This window comes from Lujinxingia sediminis, assembly GCF_004005565.1.
Classification (GTDB): Bacteria; Myxococcota_A; Bradymonadia; order Bradymonadales; family Bradymonadaceae; genus Lujinxingia; species Lujinxingia sediminis.
The window spans coordinates 87307-109797 of sequence record NZ_SADD01000007.1 but is presented as its reverse complement, the minus strand read 5'-3'; the positions used below and the strand labels follow the sequence as shown (position 1 = coordinate 109797).

Below are 22491 nucleotides of genomic sequence, written 5' to 3'. Positions count from 1 at the left end.
GCCAGCCTCCCGAAGCGGATATGCCATCGAGCCCGGCGGTCTTGACCTCGGCCGGGCTCATGTTAGGGTTGGCGAAGCTACGAGACGTTGTACGAAAAGGACTTTTTGCGCATGACAACGAGTCGACACATCGCCGCCAGTGCGCTGGCGCTCTTTCTGTTGGTGGGCTGCTCCGATGAGGAGCCGGGCGCTGAGATCGGCGCTCCGGTCGAAGATCACTTCACCGAAGAGGTGCGCTACGGGGCGTTGACCGCCGAGTTCCTCTACCCGCGCGCCTGGGAGAGCGAGGGCGTGGCAGTGCAGGCCCACTTTATGGACGCGCGCGGCGTGGCCGTGGGCCCGGCGCTCGACGCCCTGGAGATGTGGCGACCGGTGCGTGGATTGCGCTCGGGGAGCTGCGAGCAGATCGATGTGAGCCGCGTGCCGATCAGCGGTGAGGCCGCCTCGCTGCATCTTCTCGATGTGGGGGCGATCGCGGTGGAGGCCCCGGTGACTGATGCGAGCCTTCCGCCCCGGCGTCTTCCCGATCTTCTCAATGCCTTCTACGGCGTGGTCTACGGCAGTGAGTACAGCTGGGAGAGCGACGCCGAGTTGCTCGACTACTTCCCCGGCGCCATCTACCGTTTCGTCGCCCCCGGAGGTCCGCTGGCCGGGGCGTTTGACGTCACCCTGCAGGCGCCCGATCCCATGGTGCTCGTGGGGCTTAACGGCCAGGAGCTGCGCGATCAGGCCGGTGCCAGCGTCGACGGGGAGCGCCCCGTGGAGCTTGTATGGGATGTCGCCGCCAACCCCTCCCAGACCGATGTGTACATCGACATCAGCGCCGGCTACGGTCCCGATCGCCTGCGCGTGCAGTGCCGGACCGGCGATGACGGCGCCTTCAGCGTGCCGCAGGCCTCGCTTTCGCCCCTCTGGCAAGAGGCCGGCACCCTGGAGATGGTCGTGCGTCGGGTGCGTCACCAGCCCGTTCAGCTCGAAGGGCTCGATGAGACGGACTTTTTCTTCACGACCGCCGATCGTTTTGAGATCAGTCTGCGCTGAGTCGGTCTGGCGAGATGAGGCAGAACAACGCGATATAGAATGATTGAAAAAAACCGGCCGGAAGGCCGGTTTTTTTTACGCAGGGCCTGTCTTGGGTTGGTGGGAAGTTGAATGGTTTCAAGGGTTTATGGTGGTTTTGTGTGGCCCCTGTGTCGATTGTTTCGCGCGTGAGGGCGCTGCCCGAGAGGTGGTGGTTTGATGATGATCCGAGAGGGATGAGATGGCTTTTGAGCTATGTATCAACGGGGTGGGCGACGCGTTCTCTACCCGGCATTTTGGCACCAACTTTCTCTTGCGTCGCGACGACTTCGTGTTGGCGGTCGATTGCCCCGATCTCTACCGCCGTGCGCTGGCCGAGAACCGCTTTGCGCCGCCGAAAGGTGCAGATGGGGAGTATCTGGATGTCGACGGGATCAGCGCGATGATCCTCACCCATCTCCACGGCGACCACGTCAACGGGCTGGAGATGGTCGCGGCCTACCGGCGTTTTGTGCGCGGGGGTGTGCTGCCGCTGCACGCGAGCGAGGCGGTCCTAAAGGATCTCTGGGAGCGTCGCCTCGCGGTCTCGTTGGGGGTGATGTGGGACGGCAGCGCGTACGTGAACTACGGGCCCGAGACCTACTTTGATCTCTGCGAGCTCGTGGCCGAGGCGCCGAGCGCGGTGGGGCCTTTTGATGTGGAGACGCGGCTCACGATTCACCATCTGCCTACTACGGCGCTGCGCATCAGCGACGGGGATGTGACCCTGGGGTACTCCTGCGACACGGCCTTCGATGAGGGGTTGATCGACTGGCTCAAAGACTGCGATGTGATCTTGCACGAGACGAGCCTGGGGCCGGCGCATACGCCGCTCTACAAGCTGATGGAGCTGCCGGCCGAGGTGCGCGAGAAGATGCTGGTGGTGCATTACCCCGACGATCTGTTGGGGCTGGAGATCGAGGAGCTTCGTTTTGCGCGGCAGGGCGAGGTGATTCAGGTGGGGTGAGGGGTGAGCAGGCCGATGAGCATCTGACGCGCGGCGTGCTGGGCGCTTCCCTCGGGAACGAGCTCGGGGGCGGCGCCAGCGAGCGCGAAGTAGCCCTGTACCTGGGCCACGATGGCGGCAGCGGCGCCCGAGGGGGTGAGGGGCTCGGTGAGGGCGAAGAGGTTCCGGGCGACGCCTGCCTCAATGACCTCAATGAGGGGGCGCGTGATGCGGGTGAGCGCGTCGCGGAAGGCTTCGGCGATCTCGGGTTCGCGGCGGGCCTCAGCGCCGATGGCGAGCCAGGCGGCGACGGCCTCGCGGTCTTCGGAGGCACCGCGCGCAAGGAAGAGCTTCAGCGCGCGATCGAGGGCGTCGACCGGATCGGAGGCTGCGGCGATGCTCCGCTCCAGCGCCTGAAGTTGGCGTGTGGCAAGGAGCTCCAGGGTGCCCAGCAAAATCGCCCGCTTTCCTTTGAAGTGATAGTGGATCAGCCCCGGGGTCAGATCGGCCTCTTCGGCGATGCGGTTGATTGTGGCGCGGGCGTAGCCCTGGCGTGCCATGACGCGCAGCATGGCGAGGGTGATCTGGGCGCGGCGCTCTTCGGTGGACTTATGGGCCATGGTCGGGGCGGGGCTCGGGGCTGAAGGTTGCGTGGCGCTGGCGCTGATGGCGCTCGATCAGGCGCAGGGTGCTCGGGTGGCAGAGCTGATGAAGGCTGAGGGTGGCGTTTGAGGGGGCGTCGGTCAAGGTGTCAGCGAGGTCGATCACGCAGCCGGGGTGCGTCGGAGGTCGTGGATGGGCCTGACCTTGATTCACCTGATCTAAAAGTTCGCGCACGCGGGTGGAGCTGACTTCGGAGAGGGCCGGGGGGGAGGGGAGGATAAGCGTTTCCAGACCGGGGCAGAGCTGGCGGTTGAGATCGGCCAGGCGGCACTCCTCGATAAAATCACAGGGGGTGCGTGCGCCGCGCACCAGCCAGAGGGTCTCGGCGTCGATCTGGCGAGCCAGGTCGATGACCAGCGCGTCGGTGGTGGTGACCTCAATGGTGGAGCTGGCGCGGTGTATGGAGGCGTCGGGTGGGGCGGTCGTGGCGCGCACAAGCTCGCGAAGCATCTCCTGGCGAGTCTCCAGCGAGAAGAGCGGGGTTTTGAGGGGGTTGATGGCGATCACGACGATGAGACGATCGACCAGGCGCGCCGCGCGTGTGATCACGGAGTGATGCCCCAGAGTGGGCGGGTCGAAGGTACCGGCGTAGAGGGCGACACGGGTCATGGGAGCCTCGGTGTGGGAGGGGCTTCGGGCGCGTTGACGGGCCCGGTGCTTAGAAAAGGATGGGAGCGAAGCAATATGACCGCTGCAAGGCCTCCTAGGGCCGCGCAGAGGCTGGCGAGGGCAAAATGAGAGGGGTAGCCGAGGTGGGCTGCGCTTAGCCCGCTAAAGGCTTGTGCGGCGCCGGTGGCGATCACCACGACGCTGGCCATCAGGGTGTAATCGGCGCCGGCGTGGCGGGGGCGGCAGGCGTCCATCATGCAGGTAAAGAGCACGACGGTGGCCACGCCTCCGGTGAGGTGGTCGATGACCACGGCGGTCGCCAGCGACCCGCCCGGGCTCAGGGTGCCGGCGGCTGCGATCCGGGCCAGGGGCACGTAGAGGGCGACACCTGTGGCCTGCACAAGCGCCCCCAGAAGCAGGGCGCGGTGGCGGGTGAGGCGGTAGGCGGCAAAGGCTCCGAGCGCGGCGCCGAGCAGACCGGCGCCAAAGCCGAAGCCTCCCAGGAGTTTGCCCAGGTCACCGGTGCTCAGGCCCTGGTCGACGAGCCAGGGCCTGAGCATGCCGGCGGCCAGGGCGTCGCCGAGCTTGTAGAGGGCAATCGCCAAAAGTGCGCTCAGCGCGCCGGGGCGACGTAAGAAGTCGAGCAGCACGCCCAGGTGTGCCGGGGTGTCTTCGGTGGAGGGCGATGTCCGAACTGGCGCGTTCTGGCGCGTCGGGGAGGGCAGCTCGCGGACGAAGAGCAGGGGTGAGAGCGTCAACAGCAACAGGAGCGTGGCGAGTCGCAGCCCGGTGCTCCAGCCGGCGGCCTCGATGAGCACCAGCACCAGCGCGCCGCCGACGATCATGCCCAGGCGGTAGGCGCCGACCTGAAGGCCGTTTCCCGGGCCCCGCTCCGAGGGGGGGAGCAGGTCGACGGCCAGGCCGTCGGTGACGATGTCCTGGGAGGCGTTCAGGAGGTTGATGAGAAAGACCCCGCTAAGGAGCAGCCGGAGCTCGGTGGTGGGATCGAGGGTGGAGAGCCCCAGCAGCGCCGCGGCCGCCAGCAGGTGCAGGGGCCACAGCCAGCCCAGGCGTCGGGGCACGGCGGCGCGAAGCCCCCCGAAGGCGGGGGCGCGGTCCAGCCAGGGGGCCCAGAGAAACTTCAGCGCCCAGGGCAGCGCCAGCAGAGAACTCAGCCCGATCGCCTCCAGCGAGACGCCCTGCTGGCGCAGGATCACCGGAAGCGCCTGCACGAAGAGCCCGAAGGGCAGTCCCTGGGCCATGTAGAGCGCCGCCAGCAGCAGGAGGCGGCGATGGCGGGGGAGGTGGTCGATGTCGGTGCGTTCAAACATGAGCGGTCCGCTGTGAGTTGGTTGGCCAACCAATTTTATGATCGAAGGCTAAGTTGGTTGACCAACCAGGTCAAGGGTTTGCGCATGCGTTTTGTTGCGTTGCGTAAGTTTCCAGGCGTCGATGGTGTCGATCGCCTGTGTTTATGCGGAGGTTTAGGGTGTCGTAACCTGACCCACGGTCGTTTTGACGCGCGTCATAAACGACCGTGGGTCGGGTTGAGGGTGCGTCATTTTCGGGCGACACGCGCGATCAGGCAGCGTTACGCGAGCACAAAAAAAGAGGCGCCGGAGCGCCTCGTTTCTGACATCGATGGATCGGCCGCCTCACCAGGCTGTCTTTCGCTCCAGCGACGAGACTTCAAAGACATAATCGGCCACCAGATCGCGCCAGGGCACCCGCGGGGTGAAGGTGCGCAGGTGGTCGTAATAGCCACCGACCACGCGGTTGAGATACGCGATCTGCGCCGGGAGTTGGAAGCTGTTGATGTATTTGATCGACGCGCGCAGACGTTTTGGGGCGCGCTCGTGCAGATCGGCGTTGGCGAAGTCGTAGATCGCTTCGCTCACGCAGGGGGTCATCATGTCTTCGCGCCAGGCCACGTAGAAATCTCGCGGGACCGGGGGGCCGTCGACCTGGCGGGCGCCGATGCGCACCATGGCGTCTTCCATCGCGTCGTAATCTTCGTTCATGCCGGCGGCGATGATGTCGGCAAAGTCGCGGGCGACCTCCTCGGAGACGTGTTTTACGCAGCCGAAGTCGTAGAGCACGATCGTGCCGTCGGGTCGAAAGGCGTAGTTCCCCGGGTTGGGGTCGGCGTGCACCGCGCGGTGGCGGAAGATCTGCGAGAGCGACATCCGGTAGAGTCGCTCGCCAATCTGATCGCGAACGTCCTGCGGGTAGGTCGCGAGCTCTTCGAGGCGGTCGCCGCCCTCAAAGGTCAGGGTGAGCACGCGCTGAGCGCTGCGCTCGCCAACGACCTCGGGCACCACGATGTAGTCGTCGTCTTTATGAAGCTCGGCGAAGAGGCGCACGTTGTCGGCCTCATTGCAGTAGTCGAGCTCTTCGTGGAGGCGGTCGCGGATCTCTTCAAAGAGGGCGTCGAAGGAGCGTCGGTGGTTGCGGTTGATGCCGCTCATCTTCAGCACAAATTTGAGCTGCTTTAAGTCGGAGTCGCAGGCCTCATCGACGCCAGGGTACTGGACTTTGACCACGACGTCGCGACCGTCGTCGGTGATCGCGCGATGCACCTGGCCGATGGAGGCCGAGGCAAAGGGCTCCTGCTCAAAGCTCTTGAAGAGAAGTTCGGGAGGTTGGCCCAGCTCGCGCTCGATCTGCTCGGCGATAACCTCGTAGGGCATCGGCGGGGCATCTTTTTGCAGCGCTTTTAAAGGCTCGGAGAGCTCTCTGGGCAGAAGATCGGAGCCGGCAGAGGCCATCTGGCCGATCTTCATCACCGCGCCTTTAAGTTCGCCCAGCGTTTTGGCGATGAGCTCGCCATTGGCGAGGTTCGCCGTCTGGCGGGCCTGCTCGGTGGCCTCTTCGTCGCGAAACACCGAGGTCACCCGCTCGCGGGTGTAGTTTGTGGCCACTTTCGCGGTCATCGTGGCCAGACGCGCGAAGCGTTTGGTGCGGGAGACGGGGCCTTTATGTTCAGACATGGTACGGCTCAATCAGGGGAGGTGCGGTGGGTGCAAGGTGCGGGCGTCGTCACAGGGCGATGCGGCGACAGTAACGGGTAAGCGCGCGGGTTTCATCCGCCGGCGGTGATGATCGCCTCGATATGGCGGGTGTCCTCGATGTGGCGGGAGTTGCCGCGCGCTATGCGCACCTTGAGCGCGCGCTGGATCTGGGCGATCGCCGCATCGCGTCGGCCCAGCGCGTGGTAGCAGCGCGCGCGGGCCTCGGCCAAAAAGTCGGTGTAGATAGCAAAGCCCTGATCAAGCTCATCTTCCAGCGCTTCGAGCGCGGCGGCGGCCCGTTCAAACTCACCGGCCTGATGGTCGATCATCGCCAGTTTCATCCGGCATAAAAATCCGGCCTTCGCGCGTCCGAGTTTTTGCCAGATGGCGATGGCTTCGCGTTTGGCCGCGCGAGCCTCGTCGAAGCAATCGGCAAGGCGCAGGGCCTCACTCAACTTCTGAAGCGCGCGGCCCAGGTGGGCTGTGTTCTCGGTGGTGGGCTCGGCGGCCAGCAACGGTCGGAGCGCGGCGGTGGTGGTCTTGAGCTCGTCGAGAAGTGCGTGCAGCTGCGCTTCATCGCGGGGCTTTTCGCGAAGATCGCGAGGTTCAAAGAGGGTGGGGATCGGCATAGGCGGGCTCTATAACGTCGCGAGGCCATGTTGACGCCTTGGGATGCGAGATTGAGAGTGACCTGAGCAAGGCGCAAAACGCAGGCGATGCTTTTGCACCGTCGAGGATTTGCAACGCAGCTCAGGGTGCTCTCCATGCAGCAGACGTGGTGTCAACTTTGCCTCACGGCGTAGTAGGGTCAGGGTAGGGATGAGCGTCTGGAATAAAAAAGTGCGGTGTCGAAATTACGCGGCCTGCACACCTCCAGCGCGCGGCAAAATGTCGCGCCAATCGGCGTCCGGGGCAAGGCGGGCGCCCTGAAAAAACATCGACGAACGCGATCGTTTCATGGACCTGTAAGTATTGAGGATGATGATGGAGACGAGCTCGACGAGCGGCGCCGCCAGCGCCGAGAGTATCGTGGTGGAGAACCTGCACAAGCGCTACGGCGACTTTGAAGCGCTGGATGGCATCAGCTTCTCGATTAAACCCGGGGAGATCGTAGGGTTTCTGGGGCCAAACGGTGCCGGAAAGACGACCACGATGAAGATCCTGACCTGCTTTATGTCGGCCACAGGCGGCAGCGCGCGTGTGGCCGGCTTCGATGTGCAGAAGGACTCAGCCGAGGTGCGCCGGCGGGTGGGGTATCTTCCCGAAAATGTGCCTCTTTATGACGAGATGATCGTCTTTGATTACCTGCGTTTTGTCGCGGAGTTGCGAGGGGTTGCCAGGGCCCGCCGTCAGGAGCGCATCCGCGCGGTGGCTGAGCTCACCGGCCTGGAGCAGGTGATGGGGCGCACCATCAGCGAGCTCTCCAAGGGTTACCGCCAGCGGGTGGGGCTGGCGCAGGCGATCATCCATGAGCCCGATGTGATCGTGCTCGACGAGCCTACCACCGGCCTCGATCCCAATCAGATCATCGAGATCCGCGACGTGATTAAGACGATCGGCAAAGAGAAAACGATCATCTTCTCCACGCACATCCTGCAGGAAGTGACCGCGGTCTGCGATCGCATCATCATCATCAACCGCGGGAAGATCGTGGCCGACGGCTCGCTGCACGAGCTTGAGGTGCGGGTGGCGAAAGCTGAGCCGGGTCTTGTGGTCAGCTATGAGGGGGAGGCCAGCGATGCGCTCAACGCCTGGCTCTCAAACCTTGCCGGCGTCGAGGGGGTCTCGGAGGTGGGCGGCCGGCCGGGAAGCTCTACCTACCGGCTGAAAACCCTCGACAAGGCCGCCACCCGGCGCGCGCTTCTGGCCGGAGAGCCCGGCGTGGCCCGCGAGCTTTTGAGCCTGCGCGAAGCCGAGCCCACTCTTGAAGCGATTTTCAGGCTCTACACCGGTGGCGAGACCGAGGAGGGCGCACGCGTCGAGGTCTCGGTAGCAGACACGTCGGTGATGTCGTCCGGTGGCGAGGATGTCGTTGCGCAGCAAGGCGATGCGCCGGTTGAGGCTTCGTCCGAAAACCTCAACGCGAGCCCGTCGGAGGGTGCTGAGAGCATGGTCGACGAGGCGGCGGCCATGGACGAAACATCGGAGTCGGAGGAGGTCTCCCGTGGATAAGATCTGGATGGTGACCCGGCGAGAGCTGGGAACGTATTTTAACTCGGTGGTGGCCTATATTGTGGTGATTTTGTTTCTGGTCATCACCGGGGCGCTCTTCTGGCTGAACTTCTTTCAGGAGATTAGCGTGGTGTCTCTGCGCGGCTTTTTCTCGCAGGCGCCGCTCTTTCTGGCGTTCTTTGCGCCGGCGATCACGATGGGGCTTCTGGCCAGTGAGAAACGCTCGGGCACCCTGGAGCTTTTGATGACGATGCCGGTGAGCGATCTTCAGATCGTGGTCGGCAAGTTCCTGGCGGCGGTGGTCCTGCTGGGCGTGGTCTTTTTGATGACGCTGGTCTACCCGCTGACCCTCTCGATGCTCGGGGATCTGGACTGGGGCGCGGTGGCCGCGGGCTACATCGGCCTGATGCTTCTGGGCGGGAGTTATGCGGCGGTGGGTCTGATGGCGTCGAGTTTTACGCGCGACCAGGTCGTGGCGATTCTCGTGGCCTTTTCGATCTGCTTTTTTCTCTACCTCATCGATCAGCTTGTGGGGCAGGCCTCCGGCGTCGGGGCGCACACAGCGGAGTACCTCTCGACGAGCTACCACTTTGAGAACATCGCCCGCGGGGTCGTCGATGCGCGCGACGTCTTTTACTACCTCTCGCTGATGGCGGTGAGCCTGGGCGTGGCCACGCTGAGCGTGGGCGCCCGTCGCTGGTGAGCAGCGCTGGTGAGTGTGGTGAGGACTGCTTTTTAAGCGACTTTGAGACGTGTGAGGAGCGATACGATGCGTGAATCCAAATCCAATACCCCGGGCCAGCGCCGACGTGCGGTGCGTGGAGCCAACGCGGTGGTGATGGGCGTGCTGTTGGTGCTGATCGCCGTGGCAGCCAATGCCCTTATGAGTCAGACCTTCTGGCGGATCGATCTGACCGAGAATCAGATCTACACCCTGAGTGAACCCAGCCTCGCCGCCGTCGAAGACCTCGACGAGCCGGTGGAGGTGCGCGCGTTTATCTCGCCGGATCTTCCGGCCCCTTTTCATAACTTGAGTCAGGATGTTGCCGATCTGCTCTCGGAGTATGAGGCCGCAAGCGGCGGGCAGCTCTCCTTTAAGATCATCGCGCCCGAAGACAGCGCGGAGAGTGAGGAGGCCGCCGCAGGCTTTGGGATCGAGCAGGTGGCGATTGGCCAGCAGAGCGAGTCGGAGATGTCGCTGCGCGCCATTTATAAGGGCGTGGCCTTTATCAAAGGCGATCAGAGCGAGGTGATTCGCGATCTTCAGACCACCGGCCAGCCCGAGCTCGATAACTTCGAGTATGAGTTCACCAAGGCCCTGCTGAACCTGCAGCGGCCCGAACCTCGGCGCGTGGCCTTTGCCAGCGGGGCGGGCGGGCCGGTGGCGCAGCCGGGCTTTGTGCAGAGCCTGGAGCAGGTGTTTTCGCAACTTTACGGCAGCCTCATTGAGGCCACGACCTACGACCTGAGCGGTGGCGAGCTTTTGCCCGAGGATGTGCATGCGCTGGTGCTGCTCAATGTGCAGGGGGATGTGAGCGAGGAGGCGCTCTTTGCCATCGATCAGTTTTTGCAGCGGGGGGGCAGCGTGGGGTGGTTCCAGAGCAGCTCGGTGGTTGATGAGGCGCTGCAGCGTCAGCTGATGCAGCAGCTGCAGCAGAATCCGCAGTTTGCAGGTCAGCTGCCCACGATGCGGAAGCGCTTTGAATCAAACCTCATTGAGCTTTTTTCGCATTACGGCATCACGCTACGCGCCGACACGGTGATCGACCGGGAGCGCGCGCTCTCGTTCAGTCTTGTGGCCACGCCTCAGGGGCTGGCGCGGGTGAGCCACCCGGGGAGCTTTTCGATCACCGACATCGATACGAGCCTGCCCTTTATGCGCGGCTTCTCGACGATGGCGCTTCCGGTGCCTTCAAGTCTTGTGGTCGACGAGGCCTTGCGCGGCAAAGACGGGCTTGAGTTTCATGACGTGCTGCGCACCTCCCCCGGCTCCACGCGGCTGCCTTCGCCGCCTGGCGATATGAGCTATGAAACCTTTATGGAGCCCGCGGCCAGCGAGGAGCCCGGGCCTTTTGTGGTGGCGGCTACCGCGCAGGGGGAGCTGCCGAGTTATTATTCGGATAACCCGCTGCCGCAGGGACGCTCTGAGTCGGATCTTGTGAGTGAGACGCAGGCGGGGCGCGTGCTGGTGGTGGGAAGTGGCGACTTCTTAGGGCCGCAACGCGAGACGGGTTTCGATGAGCGCCTGGCCGGGCTGGGGGCGCAGTTCTTTTTGAGCTCGGTGGAGTGGCTGGTCCAGGACAGCGCGCTCTCGGAGATTCGCGGCAAGGCGATGCCCAGGCTCATCGGGGAGGTGAGCCGGGAGCAGCAGCGCTCGATTCAGTTTGCCAACATCGTGATTGTGCCCTGCTTCTTTGCGCTCCTTGGGATCTACATGATGGGGCGGCGTCGGCGTCGCAAAGAGGCTCTGAGTCAGTGGATGAGCTCCGGAAAGTAAGGGAGGTCGATGATGGTACAGAAACATGTGTGGATCGCTGCCGGCGTGCTGGCGCTCCTGGTGGGGGCGTTTTTCGTGACGCGCGACGCGCCGCCCAGCCAGATGGACGCGGCGCTGGTGCTGGAGGCGCCCTCGACCCTGGGGCGTCTGGAGTGGGAGCGGCCCGGAGACGAACGCGTGGTGCTGGAGTCGCGGGCGAGCGGCTGGTGGCTGACCTCGCCAGTGGAAGCACCGCTGAGCCGGCAGGCTGGCGATGAGGTTGAGCGGGCGTTTGGTCAGACGCTCAAGTCCGATGATCTTCGTTTTGAGATGAGCGAGGATCGCACCTTCGGACTATCTGATGACGAAGTCGTTAAGGTCGCGATCTTTGAGGCGGGTAAGAGCAGTCCGACGACGCGATTGAGGGTCGGGGATACCGTGCTCATGATGAAGGACGGTACCCACAGTACCTTCGTGCTGGCGGAGGGTGACGAGCGGGTTTATCGCCTTTTCCATACGTCGCTCGGCGATCTTGTGCGCCGCCCGGTCGACGATCTTCGCTCGCGCAGCATCGTCTCTCTGGGCGATGAGGCGCTGCGTTCGGTGCAGTGGTCCCATGCCGACGGCCATCTTCTGAAGATCGAGCCGGCAGCGGATAGCAGTGAGACCCGTTGGATGCTGGCCAGCCCGCAGGTCGAGATGGCGCTGGATGCGGCGACCGTGGGTCGTGTTGTGAACACGCTCTCGCGGCTTAACGCACGCGACTTTGTGGATGAGGGCGACGCGCAGCTGGAGGAGCTGGACTTCGACGCGCCGGCGGTCACCGTGACGCTGGAGACGGGCTCGAAGAGGGTGGAGCTCGCTGTGGTGCGCCAGGGAGAAGGCGACCAGGCAAAACTCTATGTTCGCCGCGCGGGTGATGGGCAGGTCTTTGAAGTAGCCAGCAGCGCGCGGACAGCGCTTCTGACGCGGATGCTCGACGTGAAAGATCGGGCGGTGATGCCGATTGCCTCCGACGCGATGACGAGCATTGAGCTCGCGGGCGACGATCGCGTGCGCCTGGTCAAAGGCGAGGAGGGCGTGTGGACGATGGCTCGCCCCGTCGGGGTGGAGGTCGACCAGGATGAGGCGTCGGCGATGGCCAGCTGGCTGGGGGCGCTTCGCGCCGAGCGCTGGGTGGAGGATGTGGATGAGTATCGGGCCGGCCTGACCCCGGGAGAGCGAAGCTCGGTGCGGGTGAGCGCGGCTGATCGCGAAGACGTTCTTTATCTGGGCGCTTCGGTTGAGGATCTGAGTGGTGGGCGGTATGCGCGTCTGGCTTCGAGCCCGGCGATCTTTGTGTTACCCGAGAGCGCCCTGCGGCGTCTTACGCAAAACGCCGACGCCTTTGCAGCGCCGAGCGATGGTCAACTGAGGGGCGAGCAACGCCCCGACTTCTGAGGCGCCCCCCGGAGCGGGGGCCCGATGCGCAACTACGAGGATCTATGAAGATCGCCTATGTGATGGACCCTTTGAGCCAGGTCAACGTCTTTGCGGACACGACCTTTGCGTTGATGCTGGGCGCTCAGGCCCGCGGCCACGAGGTCTTTTATGTGCGCCCGGAGTCGCTGGAGGCGCGTGGCGATGAGGCTTTTGCCACGATTCAACCGGTGGAGCTTCGCCAGGAACCGGGCAACGCGGTGAGCTTCGGGGAGGCGCGCCACGTCTCGCTCGATGAGGTCGATGTGGTGTGGATGCGCAAAGACCCGCCCTTTGATGACACGTACCTCTATGAGGTGATGCTTCTGGAGTTGGCCGAGGAGCGGGGCACGCTGGTGCTCAACCGCCCGCGCGGGCTTCGCGACGCCAACGAGAAGCTCTACGCGCTGCATTTCAGCGCGCATACGCCCAAAACTCTGGTGTCGAGCCACGCCGAGGCGATTAAGAGCTTTGCCGAGGAGGTGGGCGGGCGCGCAGTGCTCAAACCTCTGGATGGGCACGGCGGCTCGGGGATCTTTGTGATCGGCACCGAGGATCGCAACCTCAACGCGATGATCGAGGTCTCCACCGCCGGGGGCACGAAACGGGTGATGGTGCAGGAGTATTTGCCGGCGGCGCGCCAGGGCGATAAGCGCGTGATCATGCTCGACGGGGAGCCCCTGGGAGCCATTTTGCGCGTGCCGCTGGAACAGGAGCATCGCAGCAACATTCATGTGGGAGGTCGGGTGGAGAAGACGTCTCTCAGCGCGCGGGAGCGCGAGATCTGCGAGGCGGTCGGACCGCGACTCAAGCGCGACGGGCTCTATTTTGTGGGGCTTGATCTGATTGGCGAGCGTCTTACCGAGGTCAACGTCACGAGCCCCACCGGCATTCAGGAGATGAGCCGTCTCGACGGCATCGACGGACCTGGCGTGGTGATGGCGTGGATCGAGAACGAACTCGCGAAGTGAGGCGAGCCCGCGATCGTATAACTTGCTTTATGTCTGTGGGCGTTTAACTACATGGCCGCCCGCAATCGTTGATGATGAACCATCGAAGTACCCATGACCTGGAGAGGTAAGTATGAAGACGATGCGACTTTTGATGATGAGCCTTCTGAGCGCCGGTGTGTTTGCGAGCGCGGCGTGCAGCTCTTCGCAGCCCACTGAAGATGAGAGCGTGAGCGAGCAGACCGCCGCCGAGGAGAGCGCGGAGGCTGGCGAGATGGAGCACGCCGAGGGCGACGATCATGGCGCGATGGCGGAAACGCCTGCAGCCGATGAGGCCGAGCTGCTTGAGGCCACCGCTCGTGTGATCAATGGCGAAGGCGAAGAGATCGGTCAGGTGATGTTCAAAGAGGTCGCCGGTGGTGGCGTGCAGGTCTCGGGCATGGTCAGCGGTTTGACCCCGGGGCTTCACGGCTTCCATGTGCATGAGAACACGGTGTGTGAGGCGCCCGACTTCACCTCGGCCGGTGGTCACTTCAACCCGGCCTCGCACGAGCATGGTGGGCCGGCCAGCGAGCATACTGCTCGCCATGCCGGCGACTTTGGCAACATCACCGCCAACGAAGAAGGCGTGGCGGAGTTCAGCTTTGTCGACACGATGATCAGCCTGAGCGAAGGCATGAACAACGTGGCCGGTCAGGCGCTGATCGTGCACGTCGGCGAAGATGATCTGGTCAGCCAGCCCACCGGCGCCGCCGGCGCGCGTGCGGGCTGCGCGGTGATCACGCTGGTCGACTAAGCGCTGGCACCTTCGAGGGGGATGCCTCTCGATGCTGCCTGTGACACGCAAACGCGCCCCACCCTGCAAAGGGGGGGCGCGTTTGCATGTGGGGAGGGAGCATGGGGCGAGCTACCCATGGTTTGACACTCTGATCACCAGCATGTTATCCACACGGCCTGTAAGTCTGCAGTGTTTGGGAGTCGAAGGCGTCTTGCTTCAGGTCCAGGGACCGACGCGGCGTCTTTTTATGATGTTGAAGTTGGATCGAGCCTGCTCGATCTGTTGTCCACGTTGAAATGAGGGCACCATGAACCGACATGTTCTGATGATGGTGGCGATGCTGGCGCTTTTGCTCGTCGGCTCCACCGGGTGTATTAGTAACACCTTTGATTACCCCAGCCGTCAGGCCGACGGTCGCATGATGGAAGAGTCGCGGACCTTCTTTATTTACGGTCTGGTCGATGGAAACGATCGTCCTGTGGTAGCTCACGAGCTCTGCAACGGGCCTGTGAAGAGCGTGGAGACGGTGCACACGTTTGGGAATATGTGCATCAGCTGCGTGACGATCTCAATTTACACGCCGAATACGGTGCGGGTGACCTGCGCGTCGGGTACCGCGCACAACTTCTACCTCGATGAAGACGATGCCGTCGTCGGACATGAGGTCGTCGATGGGGACACCGGCGAAGTCGTGCAGAGCGAGTTCAAGTCGGACTTCATCTAACCCACCATCGAGGAGGTAGTATCATGGCACGTTTTGTTATGCTTGCGCTTGTCGCTGCACTCGCCCTCCCCGCTATGGGGTGTTACCACAATCGCATCGTGACCTCGCCGGATTACAATCCGTCGAAGGTGACGCCGGATGCGGAAGAGCTTCGTATTCACATCCTGGGGCTTTTTCCCGTAAACAGTCCGGTGAACCTGGAGGCGACCTGCCCTAACGGGGCGGGCGTGTTGGAGAGCCGGATGCTTTTTGACATCAGGCTGGCAACGTTCTCCCAGACCCGCGTCTACTGCAACACGGTGGCGGCGGATGCCGGCGCTGACTCGGCCGATACGCTGGCGGCGTTGAAGAACTGAGCAACGTCTGCGTCGAAGTACAAGCGGGCAAGCGGCGAGTTTCTCGCGGGCTTGCCCGCTTTTTTTTGGAGCATTGAGGCTGAAGTTGCGCTCGATAACGTGGATGAGAGCAAGGCGGGGGGCGGTGATCGCAGCGTTGGCGCTGGTGGCGCTGTGGGCGTTGCCCGGTGGCATTGCCGAGGCGGCGGAGCCGGGAGAGCGGGCGCGCTACCGGGTGAGCTACGGGCCGGCGCATCTGGCGGATCTAGCGCTGGAGGTCGGTTGCGAGCGTGAGGCGCAGGTGCAGGGGAGGCTTTTTGCCAGGAGCCGGGGGATGGCCAGTCAGGTGCATCCCTTTCGGGTGCAGCTGGATACGGTCGTGCGCGTGGGTGAGGGGGCGGTGCGGGCGCAGACGTTCATCGAGGAGGATGGGGTGCCGCGCCGCTACCGAAGCCATTTTGGCGGGGAGCCCCGGGTGCGCACCGAGTGGGAGTTTCGGGGGGTGACGCGGCGCGAGCAGGCGCTGTTGCCGGGACGCGGACACGACCTGTTGAGCTGGATGCTGGCGTTGAGGGAGCGGGTGGGGCGTGGCGAGTCGCTGGAGGCTCGGCAACGTTTTGTGGTGTGGGACGGCTGGAAGCTGGTGTACCTGGACGCGATTCCGGCCGAGGTGGAGGAGCGCTGGACGCCGGTGGGGTCGGTGCGGGCGCAGCGCTTTGTGTTGCAGCGGACACACTTAAGCCACGGCGTCGATCAGGCTGCGCGGCCCTCGGGAGAGGGGGCGGAAGAGCTGGGAGCGATCTGGATGGAGCTCTCGGAGCGTGCGTTGCCGGTGGAGATGGCCTTTCTGGCACCGATTGGCCGGGTGCGCATCGCGTTGCAGGCGCATCAGGCGGGAAGCTGCGAGTAGCTCCTGGACGCTTAGATGCTGGCGAGCTCTTCGGGGAGGATGGCACCGGGTTGCAGCCGCTCGCTTTCCGGGACGCGCAGCGGGGGCGCCCCTTTTTTATGGTCGCGGATAGCGCGCTTCCAGGCACTGTAGCCCGCGCCGTTGGTGTAGGCGGCCTGGGCGGCGTCGGCCATGTCGAAGCCTCCCTGAGAGATCGCGTGCTCGATCCAGGACCAGCGCACCGAGGTGGCCCGGATGTCGACCTTACGGCCGAGCTTTTTGTGCACGTGTTTGATCTTGGTCTCCAGGCTCTTGTGATCCTCAAAGGGTGAGCCGTCGAGGGGGGTGTTCTTTTTGGCGACCAGCGGGCTCATGCCCAGGGCGACTTTGCAGATCGATGAGAGCTCGAGCATGAAGTCGATCATCTCATCCATATCGTCGAGGGTTTCGCCGGGGTAGCCGATGACCATGTAGAGCTTGAGCAGCTTCATGTTGTGGTCGCGCACCAGCTCGGCGCAGCGGCGAAGGTGCTTCTCTTTGATATGCTTTTTGGCAAAATCGCGCATGCGCTGGCTGGAGCCGTCGCTGGCCACAGTGAGGGTGCGAGCGCCGCCTTTTGCGAGCAGGCCCACGAACTCGTCACCGAGGCGATCGGCGCGCAGGCTGGAGAGGCCAACTTCGCGGCCGGAGTCGACAAGTGCGCGTAAAATATCAAGAATCTTGGGGTGGTCGCTTGTTGCGGCTCCCACAAGACCCACGCGGGTGGCGTAGTCGGGGACGGTCGCGAGCACACGCTCGGGGGCGACGGCGCGCATGCCGCCGTTGGTGGTGCGGCGCATCACGCAGAAGGAGCAGCCGCGGTGGCAGCCTCGTCCGTTTTCGACAAGGTGCATGGAGCTGAGCTCGGTATGCGGGGTGATGATGGGGCTGTAGGCAGGCAGGCAGGTGTCGCGGGCCTGGGCGACGGTGCGGAAGGTCTCCCCGTGGATCGAGGGCACGTAGACGCCCGGGAGCATCGCGACATCGCGCAGGTAGCGCTCGCGATCGTCATAATCCTTCCACCAGTCGATGAGCACGTTGATGAGCTCTTCGCCCTCGCCCATCACAATGACATCGGCAAAGGGACCGGCCGGCAGGGGGTTGGAGAAGGTGATGGGGCCGCCGATGATCACAAGCGGCCAGTTCTCGCCGCGGTCTTCCGCGCGAAGCGGGATGGCGGCGAGCTCCAGGCAGGTCATGATGCCGATGAGTTCGAGCTCATAAGAGAGCGAGAAGGCGATGACGTCGCAGTCGCCCACCGGTGTCTCAGACTCGTAGGTGAAGAGCGGAGTGTTGGACTGTCGGTAGAGGTCGGGATCGTCAGGCAAGAAGCTACGCTCGCAGACGATATCATCGCGCTGATTGAGCACGCGGTAGATCGTCTGAAAGCCCAGCGAGCTCATGCCGACGCGGTAGGGCGATGGGTAGACGAGCGCGACGCGGTGGGGCGCCTCTTTGAAGATGGTGCCGCGCTCGTCATCGAGGAGGGTTTCGACGTGTTGCTTAAGTTCGTAGCTGGTGGCCATTAAGCGTCCAGGACCATGTGAAGCTCACAGCCGTCATCGCTGGCGCGCCAGCCCGGCGGGATCAGCCAGGCGCGGCCGCCCTCCTGAAGATGGCGCGAGAGGCGTCCCTGCATCATCTCGTTGTTGGGATCGAATTCCCAGCGCACGCCTTCGGGGATGTTGCTCTGTCCGAAGACATCATCGCCGCGAGCCATGTTGATGAGTACCTCGCGCGAGGGCAGCTCCAGGCGGTAGACGAAGCTGTCTTCGGGGTAGGTGTGCACGCTGGGGCGGTGAATGGTCATCTCCATCGCGCCGAAACGGACATGCACGCGGATGGCCGGGTTGTAGAACTGGGTCACACCGACCTGGAAGCGTGCTTTATAGATGGCCAGTGCCAGTGCTTTGGTACGAGTGGCGATGCCCTGGCCCATCAGGTGGCTGTGCAGCGAGAAGCCGCTCACGCAGTCGGCCTCGACGGTGGGGCAGGCGCAGTATTCGGAGATGGGGACAAAGCCCTCGTAGTCATCGTCGATGTCGAGCTTTTCGAGGATGGAGGGTGGGGTGTCGGCGCGGGGCAGCATGAAGCCGATGACGGCCGAGGGGAGGATGGCGCAGTCGAGCATCACCCACAGGGGCATGCCCATGGAGTCGGGCCCGCCAAAAGCCTCCTGGTTGGAGCGGTTAAGGATCGAGCAAAATTCGCCATTTTGATCGTCTTCGACACGGAGCACCTCGAGGGGGCGACCGATGTCGACCTCCAGGTCGAGGAAGGGGAGGTTACGCGCGGTGGTGAGCACGTAGGGGATGAGCTTGTGTTCGAGCTGATCCTGATTCATCGGGGGTGCTCTCAGGTCAAAACAAAAGGAAACGCCGCCGTTAAGTTCGGAGACGAGGGGGCAACATCATGGCGAGGATCAAGGGGTGGCGTTAGACCGTTGCGGCGACCGGTCGTCCCAGGCGTTGGGAGGTCTCGGTGGCGAGCTCGCGCAGGCGCGCGGCCAGATCGGGGCGCTCATCTTCGATGAGGGCAGCGATTTTGTCAAAAGCGTCAGCGAAGCTCTCTTCGGCCAGGGCAAGCTCGGGGGCGTCATTGAGGAGCTGATCGACGACGAGCATGGCCTCGCCATGGACCCCGTTGCGCAGCAGTCCCAGGGCGTAGAAGGCGCGCGCGCAGCTCACCAGACGTCGCTCGCCGATGCGGTCGAAGTGCTGCACGGCGTCGGTGAGTGTCTTGAGCGCGCGCTCCGGCTTATCGACGGCAAGTTCCAGGCGTCCGAGTATCAGGCGAGCACAGGTCAGGCCGTGGCGATCGCTTAACGCGCGGTAGCCTTCCATCGCTTCGGTGATCAGGGTGTGCGTTTCGCGGTGACGATCCACGGCGAAGGCGAGCATGGCCAGGGCCCGGTTGCAGTGGGCGATGCCGTGGCGGTCGCGCATGGCTTCAAAGGTGGTGTGGGCATGGCGCAGGTGTTTGGCTGCCGCTTTGAAGTCGGCGCGAGAGTAGGCGAGTTTGCCCAGGGTGAGCTGGCAGTAAGCAGCGTCATGGCGCTGACCGAGGCTCTCAGTCTGCTCCAGGGCGCGGGCGGCCAGGTCGAGTGCTTTTTTGGGCTGGCCGACCTCACGAAGGAAGTCGGCGGCCAGGCGCTGACCAAAGGAGATTGCCTCGACATCACCCAGGCTCTCTTCGAGGATGGCAGCGCGGCGGAAGAAGACCTCGGCACGACGCGCGTTGCCCTGGCGCCAGAAGACGTCGGTGAGCAGGCGGAGCATGGAGGCTTCGAGTACGCGATGTTGGATCTTCTGGGCGCGCTCCAGGCCGTCTTCAAGAAGACGCTGGGCTTCGGGCAGAAGTCCCTGGGCGTGAGCCAGACGGCCCAGGCCGAAGAGGGCGTAGGTGTCGACCACCTGCAGGGTCTGGCGAATGTCGCGGGTGCGCAGGGTTTGCCAGATGTCTTTAACCTCGCGGCGCGCAGCTTCAAACCAGGTGCGAGCGTCATCGAGGTCGCCCTGCAGGCGGCTGAGCTCGCCGAGGCCCCAGCGGGCCCAGAGGGCGACGGCGGGGCTCTGCTCGCCGAGCAGGCGCCTGTAGTGCTCGCGGGCGGAGTCGTACTCACCGACGCGGCGCTCCAGGTGGGCGACTTCCAGGGCGACCTCTTCGGAGCTTAAGACCCCGGAGACGTCCTGGATGAGCGGACTCTCAATGGAGACCTGATCGGTGTCGGCGAGTTGCTTGGCGTCGCGGTAGAGGGCCATGGCGCGTTTGAGGTCGGCGCCTTCGGCGGCGGCACGGGCCGCCTTGACGGTAAAGGCGTAGACGCCGGAGGGCTCGCGGGCATGGCGATAGTGGTCGACGAGCTCCATGGCGCGCTCGCGGGCGCGCTTGCCGTAGTAGGTCTTTTTGGCTGCGGCGGCCAGGCGGTGGAGGTGTCGCAGGCTTCGGCGCCCTTCCATTTCTTTGAGAAGGACGTCGCGCATGACCACGTGGGCAAATTCGAGGACGTCGCGTCCGCCTTTACCGACTTCGCGCAAAAATCCCTGTTCGACGAGCGCTTCGAGGACTTCATCGAGGCGGTCGAGCCAGGGGGCGTTGTCTTCGGCGCCGAGGAAGGCGCGAAGCAGGGCGTAGTCGAAGCCGGAACCCAGGATTGCGGCGCGGTCGAGGATGGCGCGGGTGGCTTCGGCGTCTTCGCTGCGATTGGCCAGGCGATTGAGGCGGTAGCGCATCAATTCGGCGAGCTCTTCGGGGAGCTCATGCTGGATGTCAACGCCGGGGGCCAACTTCCACTCGCCGCTCTCCCATTGCAGTTTGCCGCTCTCCTGGAGGTAGCCCAGAATTTGCGTGATGTGCAGGGGGTTGCCGCTGGCGCGGCGGGCGATCTGGCGGGCCAGAGCGTCATCGACCGGAGCGATCTTGAGCACCAGGGAGCTGGCGTCGGAGGGGTCGAGGTGGGTGAGCGGGATGCGCAGGACGTTTTCAGGTCCCAGGCGCTCCAGACGCTCAAGCGCGTAGCGCATCTCGGGGATCTGGTCGACCTCTTCGGCGCGCAGGGTGGCGACGATGAGTACAGGCATCGGATCGAGGTGCATGCCGACTGCGAGGTGCTGCAAAAAGGCAAAGGTCTCATCGCCGCTGTAATGGAGATCTTCGAGGACGATGAGCCAGGGTTTCTCTTTGCCGGCTTCACGCAGTACGCGTTCGATCATGGCGAAGACGCGCTCCTGGACCGAGAGGCGGCGCTCGCCGGAGTCGCGTTCTTCGAAGATGGCGCTCTCGCCGCCGGGGCTCATCAACTGCAGGCAGAGGTCGGCTTCTTCGGCCGAGAAGCCCCAGGGGCCCAGGCGGGCTGCGAGGTGTTCGGCGAGGTTGTCGACGTGGATGTCAGTGGTCTGCAGAATGGTTTGCAGGATCTGACGCATGCCGCCGAAGTTGGTGTTGCCCCGGGCGTGGGAGCCGGAAGCGACGCGCATCACGCCGGCTTCTTCGATGCGTACGCGGGCCCACTCGAGCAGGCGGCTTTTGCCGATGCCGGCTTCGCCTTCCAGAAAGAGGACGCCGCCCTGGCCGACGCTCACGGTCTGGCGGACCTGGCGCTCAATGAGACGTCGCTCGCGCTCGCGGCCGACGAGCGGGGCCTGGGGCACGCCTCCGGGGCCGTGGTGGGAGGTGTCTCCGGCGAGCAGATGAGAGGGGGGGATGGTCTGGCCCCCGTAGCCACTTAAAAAACCGGCGTGGGAGAGGTTGCCGGGGTGGGCGCCCAGGCCCGGATCCCCGAGCCTCGGGCCGGTGACCATCCAGGGCACGTAGCTGAACTCGTTGATGACCGCCTGCAGGGCGTCACGCACCTCGGCGGCGGTCTGGTAGCGCTCGGCGGGGTTTTTGGCGAGCAGTCGGTAAATGGCGCGTTCAAGCTCTGCGGGGAGGTCGCCTTCGCGCGAGCGCAGCCGGGGGATGGGCGCGCGCAGGTGGCCGCGCATCACCTCGCGGGGCTCATCGCCGGGGTAGGGCGGCATGCCCGAGAAGATCTCAAAGAGGATGATTCCCAGCGCGTAAAGATCGACGCGGGGCTCGACCGGCTGGCGGCGGAAGAGCTCGGGAGCCATGTAGCGCGGGGTGCCCAGGATGACGCGTTTTCCGGCGCCAGCCTCGCTGTCTTCATCATCGAGGCCGCCCGGGGCGCCGGCCAGGCCCAGGCTGCTGTCGTCACCGGAGCGGGTGGCGGCCAGGCCGAAGTCGACCAGCTTGATGATCTCGCGACCGGCGTCATCGCGGGTCACCAGGATATTGGAGGGCTTAAGGTCGCGGTGGATGATGCCGCGGGCGTGAGCGGCGCTCAGAGCGCTTAAGATCTGATCGCTGAGCGAGACGATGCGCAGGATGTCGATGGGTTCGCGTTTGAGTGGCGAGAGCCCGTGGCCGTCGACCAACTCCATGGCCAGCCATAAGGTCTGGTCATCGTTGTCGGTGCCGAAGTCAAACACGCTGGCGATGTGCGGGTGGTTAAGCCGGGCGACCGCCCGGGCCTCTCGACCAAAGCGGCGGCGCGCACGCGGAGTAAAGGCCGCATCGGAGTGCAGGACTTTGAGCGCGACCTCGCGATCAAGCGAGGTCTGCAGCGCGCGGTAGACCGCGCCCATGCCGCCCTCACCGATTCTCTCGGCGATGACAAAACGTCCGGCGACTTCGGTTCCTTCAGTGAGAATGGCCATGAACGTCGAGCATGCCGCGGTTGGTGGCTGACGCACCGGTGCACAGGCGTCAGCTCAAGTGGAAACCATGTTGGAACAACCCTAACCCATCGCCGAGTTTTTTTCACCCGTAAAGAATGCGCCGCCGCCAGCGCCCACGCGGGCAGAAGCGGCGGCGTTCAAGTGCG

At 64.2% G+C, this 22491-nt stretch carries 19 protein-coding genes; 11 read left to right on the top strand and 8 right to left on the bottom strand.

Translation table 11 applies throughout. The annotated features are described in order from the left end of the window. Positions 1–111 precede the first annotated feature (111 nt). A complete protein-coding gene (locus tag EA187_RS13125; protein WP_127780549.1) occupies positions 112–1041 on the top strand; it encodes a hypothetical protein in 930 nt (309 codons plus the stop codon). A gap of 220 nt (positions 1042–1261) precedes the next feature. Continuing rightward, positions 1262–2026 carry an MBL fold metallo-hydrolase gene (locus tag EA187_RS13120; RefSeq protein WP_127780548.1) on the top strand — a complete coding sequence of 255 codons (765 nt, stop codon included), beginning with the start codon at positions 1262–1264 and terminating at the stop codon, positions 2024–2026. Here EA187_RS13120 and EA187_RS13115 read toward each other — a convergent pair. The 5 genes from EA187_RS13115 to EA187_RS13095 all read right to left on the bottom strand — a co-directional run bounded on the left by EA187_RS13115 (position 2014) and on the right by EA187_RS13095 (position 6917). Beyond that, positions 2014–2625, bottom strand: coding sequence for a TetR/AcrR family transcriptional regulator (locus EA187_RS13115; RefSeq protein WP_127780547.1), 612 nt, complete (start codon positions 2623–2625; stop codon positions 2014–2016). The genes EA187_RS13120 and EA187_RS13115 overlap by 13 nt on opposite strands. Beyond that, on the bottom strand, positions 2615–3277 hold the full coding sequence (gene coaD / locus EA187_RS13110) for a pantetheine-phosphate adenylyltransferase (protein ID WP_127780546.1): 663 nt from the start codon (positions 3275–3277) through the stop codon (positions 2615–2617). The genes EA187_RS13115 and coaD overlap by 11 nt, the downstream gene beginning before the upstream one ends. Then, positions 3274–4608 carry an MFS transporter gene (locus tag EA187_RS13105; RefSeq protein ID WP_127780545.1) on the bottom strand — a complete coding sequence of 445 codons (1335 nt, stop codon included), beginning with the start codon at positions 4606–4608 and terminating at the stop codon, positions 3274–3276. Before EA187_RS13105 ends, coaD begins: the two co-directional genes overlap by 4 nt. Positions 4609–4932: 324 nt before the next feature. Next, entirely contained in the window at positions 4933–6267 is a 1335-nt protein-coding gene (locus EA187_RS13100; protein ID WP_127780544.1) for an ABC1 kinase family protein, read from the bottom strand. Between the two features lie 92 nt (positions 6268–6359). Next, entirely contained in the window at positions 6360–6917 is a 558-nt protein-coding gene (locus EA187_RS13095; protein ID WP_127780543.1) for a hypothetical protein, read from the bottom strand. A gap of 352 nt (positions 6918–7269) precedes the next feature. Here EA187_RS13095 and EA187_RS13090 point away from each other — a divergent pair, with 352 nt between their 5' ends. From EA187_RS13090 to EA187_RS13050, 9 genes are all read left to right on the top strand, one after another. Further along, positions 7270–8460 carry an ATP-binding cassette domain-containing protein gene (locus EA187_RS13090; RefSeq protein ID WP_206524329.1) on the top strand — a complete coding sequence of 397 codons (1191 nt, stop codon included), beginning with the start codon at positions 7270–7272 and terminating at the stop codon, positions 8458–8460. Continuing rightward, complete coding sequence (locus EA187_RS13085) at positions 8453–9163, top strand: ABC transporter permease (protein WP_164856252.1); 711 nt, start codon at positions 8453–8455, stop codon at positions 9161–9163. The genes EA187_RS13090 and EA187_RS13085 overlap by 8 nt, the downstream gene beginning before the upstream one ends. Before the next feature lie 66 nt (positions 9164–9229). Further along, positions 9230–10957 (top strand): GldG family protein, encoded by a 1728-nt coding sequence (locus EA187_RS13080; protein WP_127780541.1) that lies wholly within the window; start codon positions 9230–9232, stop codon positions 10955–10957. A gap of 12 nt (positions 10958–10969) precedes the next feature. After that, positions 10970–12376, top strand: coding sequence for a DUF4340 domain-containing protein (locus EA187_RS13075; protein WP_164856251.1), 1407 nt, complete (start codon positions 10970–10972; stop codon positions 12374–12376). A 44-nt stretch (positions 12377–12420) separates the two neighbouring features. After that, positions 12421–13365, top strand: coding sequence for a glutathione synthase (gene gshB / locus EA187_RS13070; RefSeq protein ID WP_115605404.1), 945 nt, complete (start codon positions 12421–12423; stop codon positions 13363–13365). A 112-nt stretch (positions 13366–13477) separates the two neighbouring features. Next, positions 13478–14140 (top strand): superoxide dismutase family protein, encoded by a 663-nt coding sequence (locus EA187_RS13065; protein ID WP_127780539.1) that lies wholly within the window; start codon positions 13478–13480, stop codon positions 14138–14140. A 289-nt stretch (positions 14141–14429) separates the two neighbouring features. Further along, positions 14430–14846, top strand: coding sequence for a Bor/Iss family lipoprotein (locus EA187_RS13060; protein WP_115605400.1), 417 nt, complete (start codon positions 14430–14432; stop codon positions 14844–14846). A gap of 23 nt (positions 14847–14869) precedes the next feature. After that, a complete protein-coding gene (locus tag EA187_RS13055) occupies positions 14870–15202 on the top strand; it encodes a hypothetical protein (RefSeq protein ID WP_127780538.1) in 333 nt (110 codons plus the stop codon). A 103-nt stretch (positions 15203–15305) separates the two neighbouring features. Further along, positions 15306–16091, top strand: coding sequence for a DUF3108 domain-containing protein (locus tag EA187_RS13050; RefSeq protein ID WP_127780537.1), 786 nt, complete (start codon positions 15306–15308; stop codon positions 16089–16091). An 11-nt stretch (positions 16092–16102) separates the two neighbouring features. Here the strand turns inward: EA187_RS13050 and EA187_RS13045 are convergent, their stop codons facing one another. The 3 genes from EA187_RS13045 to EA187_RS13035 all read right to left on the bottom strand — a co-directional run bounded on the left by EA187_RS13045 (position 16103) and on the right by EA187_RS13035 (position 22324). Next, the gene (locus EA187_RS13045) at positions 16103–17635 is read right to left on the bottom strand and encodes a radical SAM protein (protein WP_206524322.1); all 1533 of its coding nucleotides are present in this window, start codon (positions 17633–17635) and stop codon (positions 16103–16105) included. Continuing rightward, positions 17635–18453, bottom strand: a complete 819-nt coding sequence (locus EA187_RS13040; RefSeq protein ID WP_115605394.1) for a hypothetical protein — start codon at positions 18451–18453, stop codon at positions 17635–17637. Before EA187_RS13040 ends, EA187_RS13045 begins: the two co-directional genes overlap by 1 nt. Positions 18454–18544: 91 nt before the next feature. Then, the gene (locus EA187_RS13035; RefSeq protein ID WP_127780536.1) at positions 18545–22324 is read right to left on the bottom strand and encodes a serine/threonine-protein kinase; all 3780 of its coding nucleotides are present in this window, start codon (positions 22322–22324) and stop codon (positions 18545–18547) included. Positions 22325–22491 lie beyond the last annotated feature (167 nt).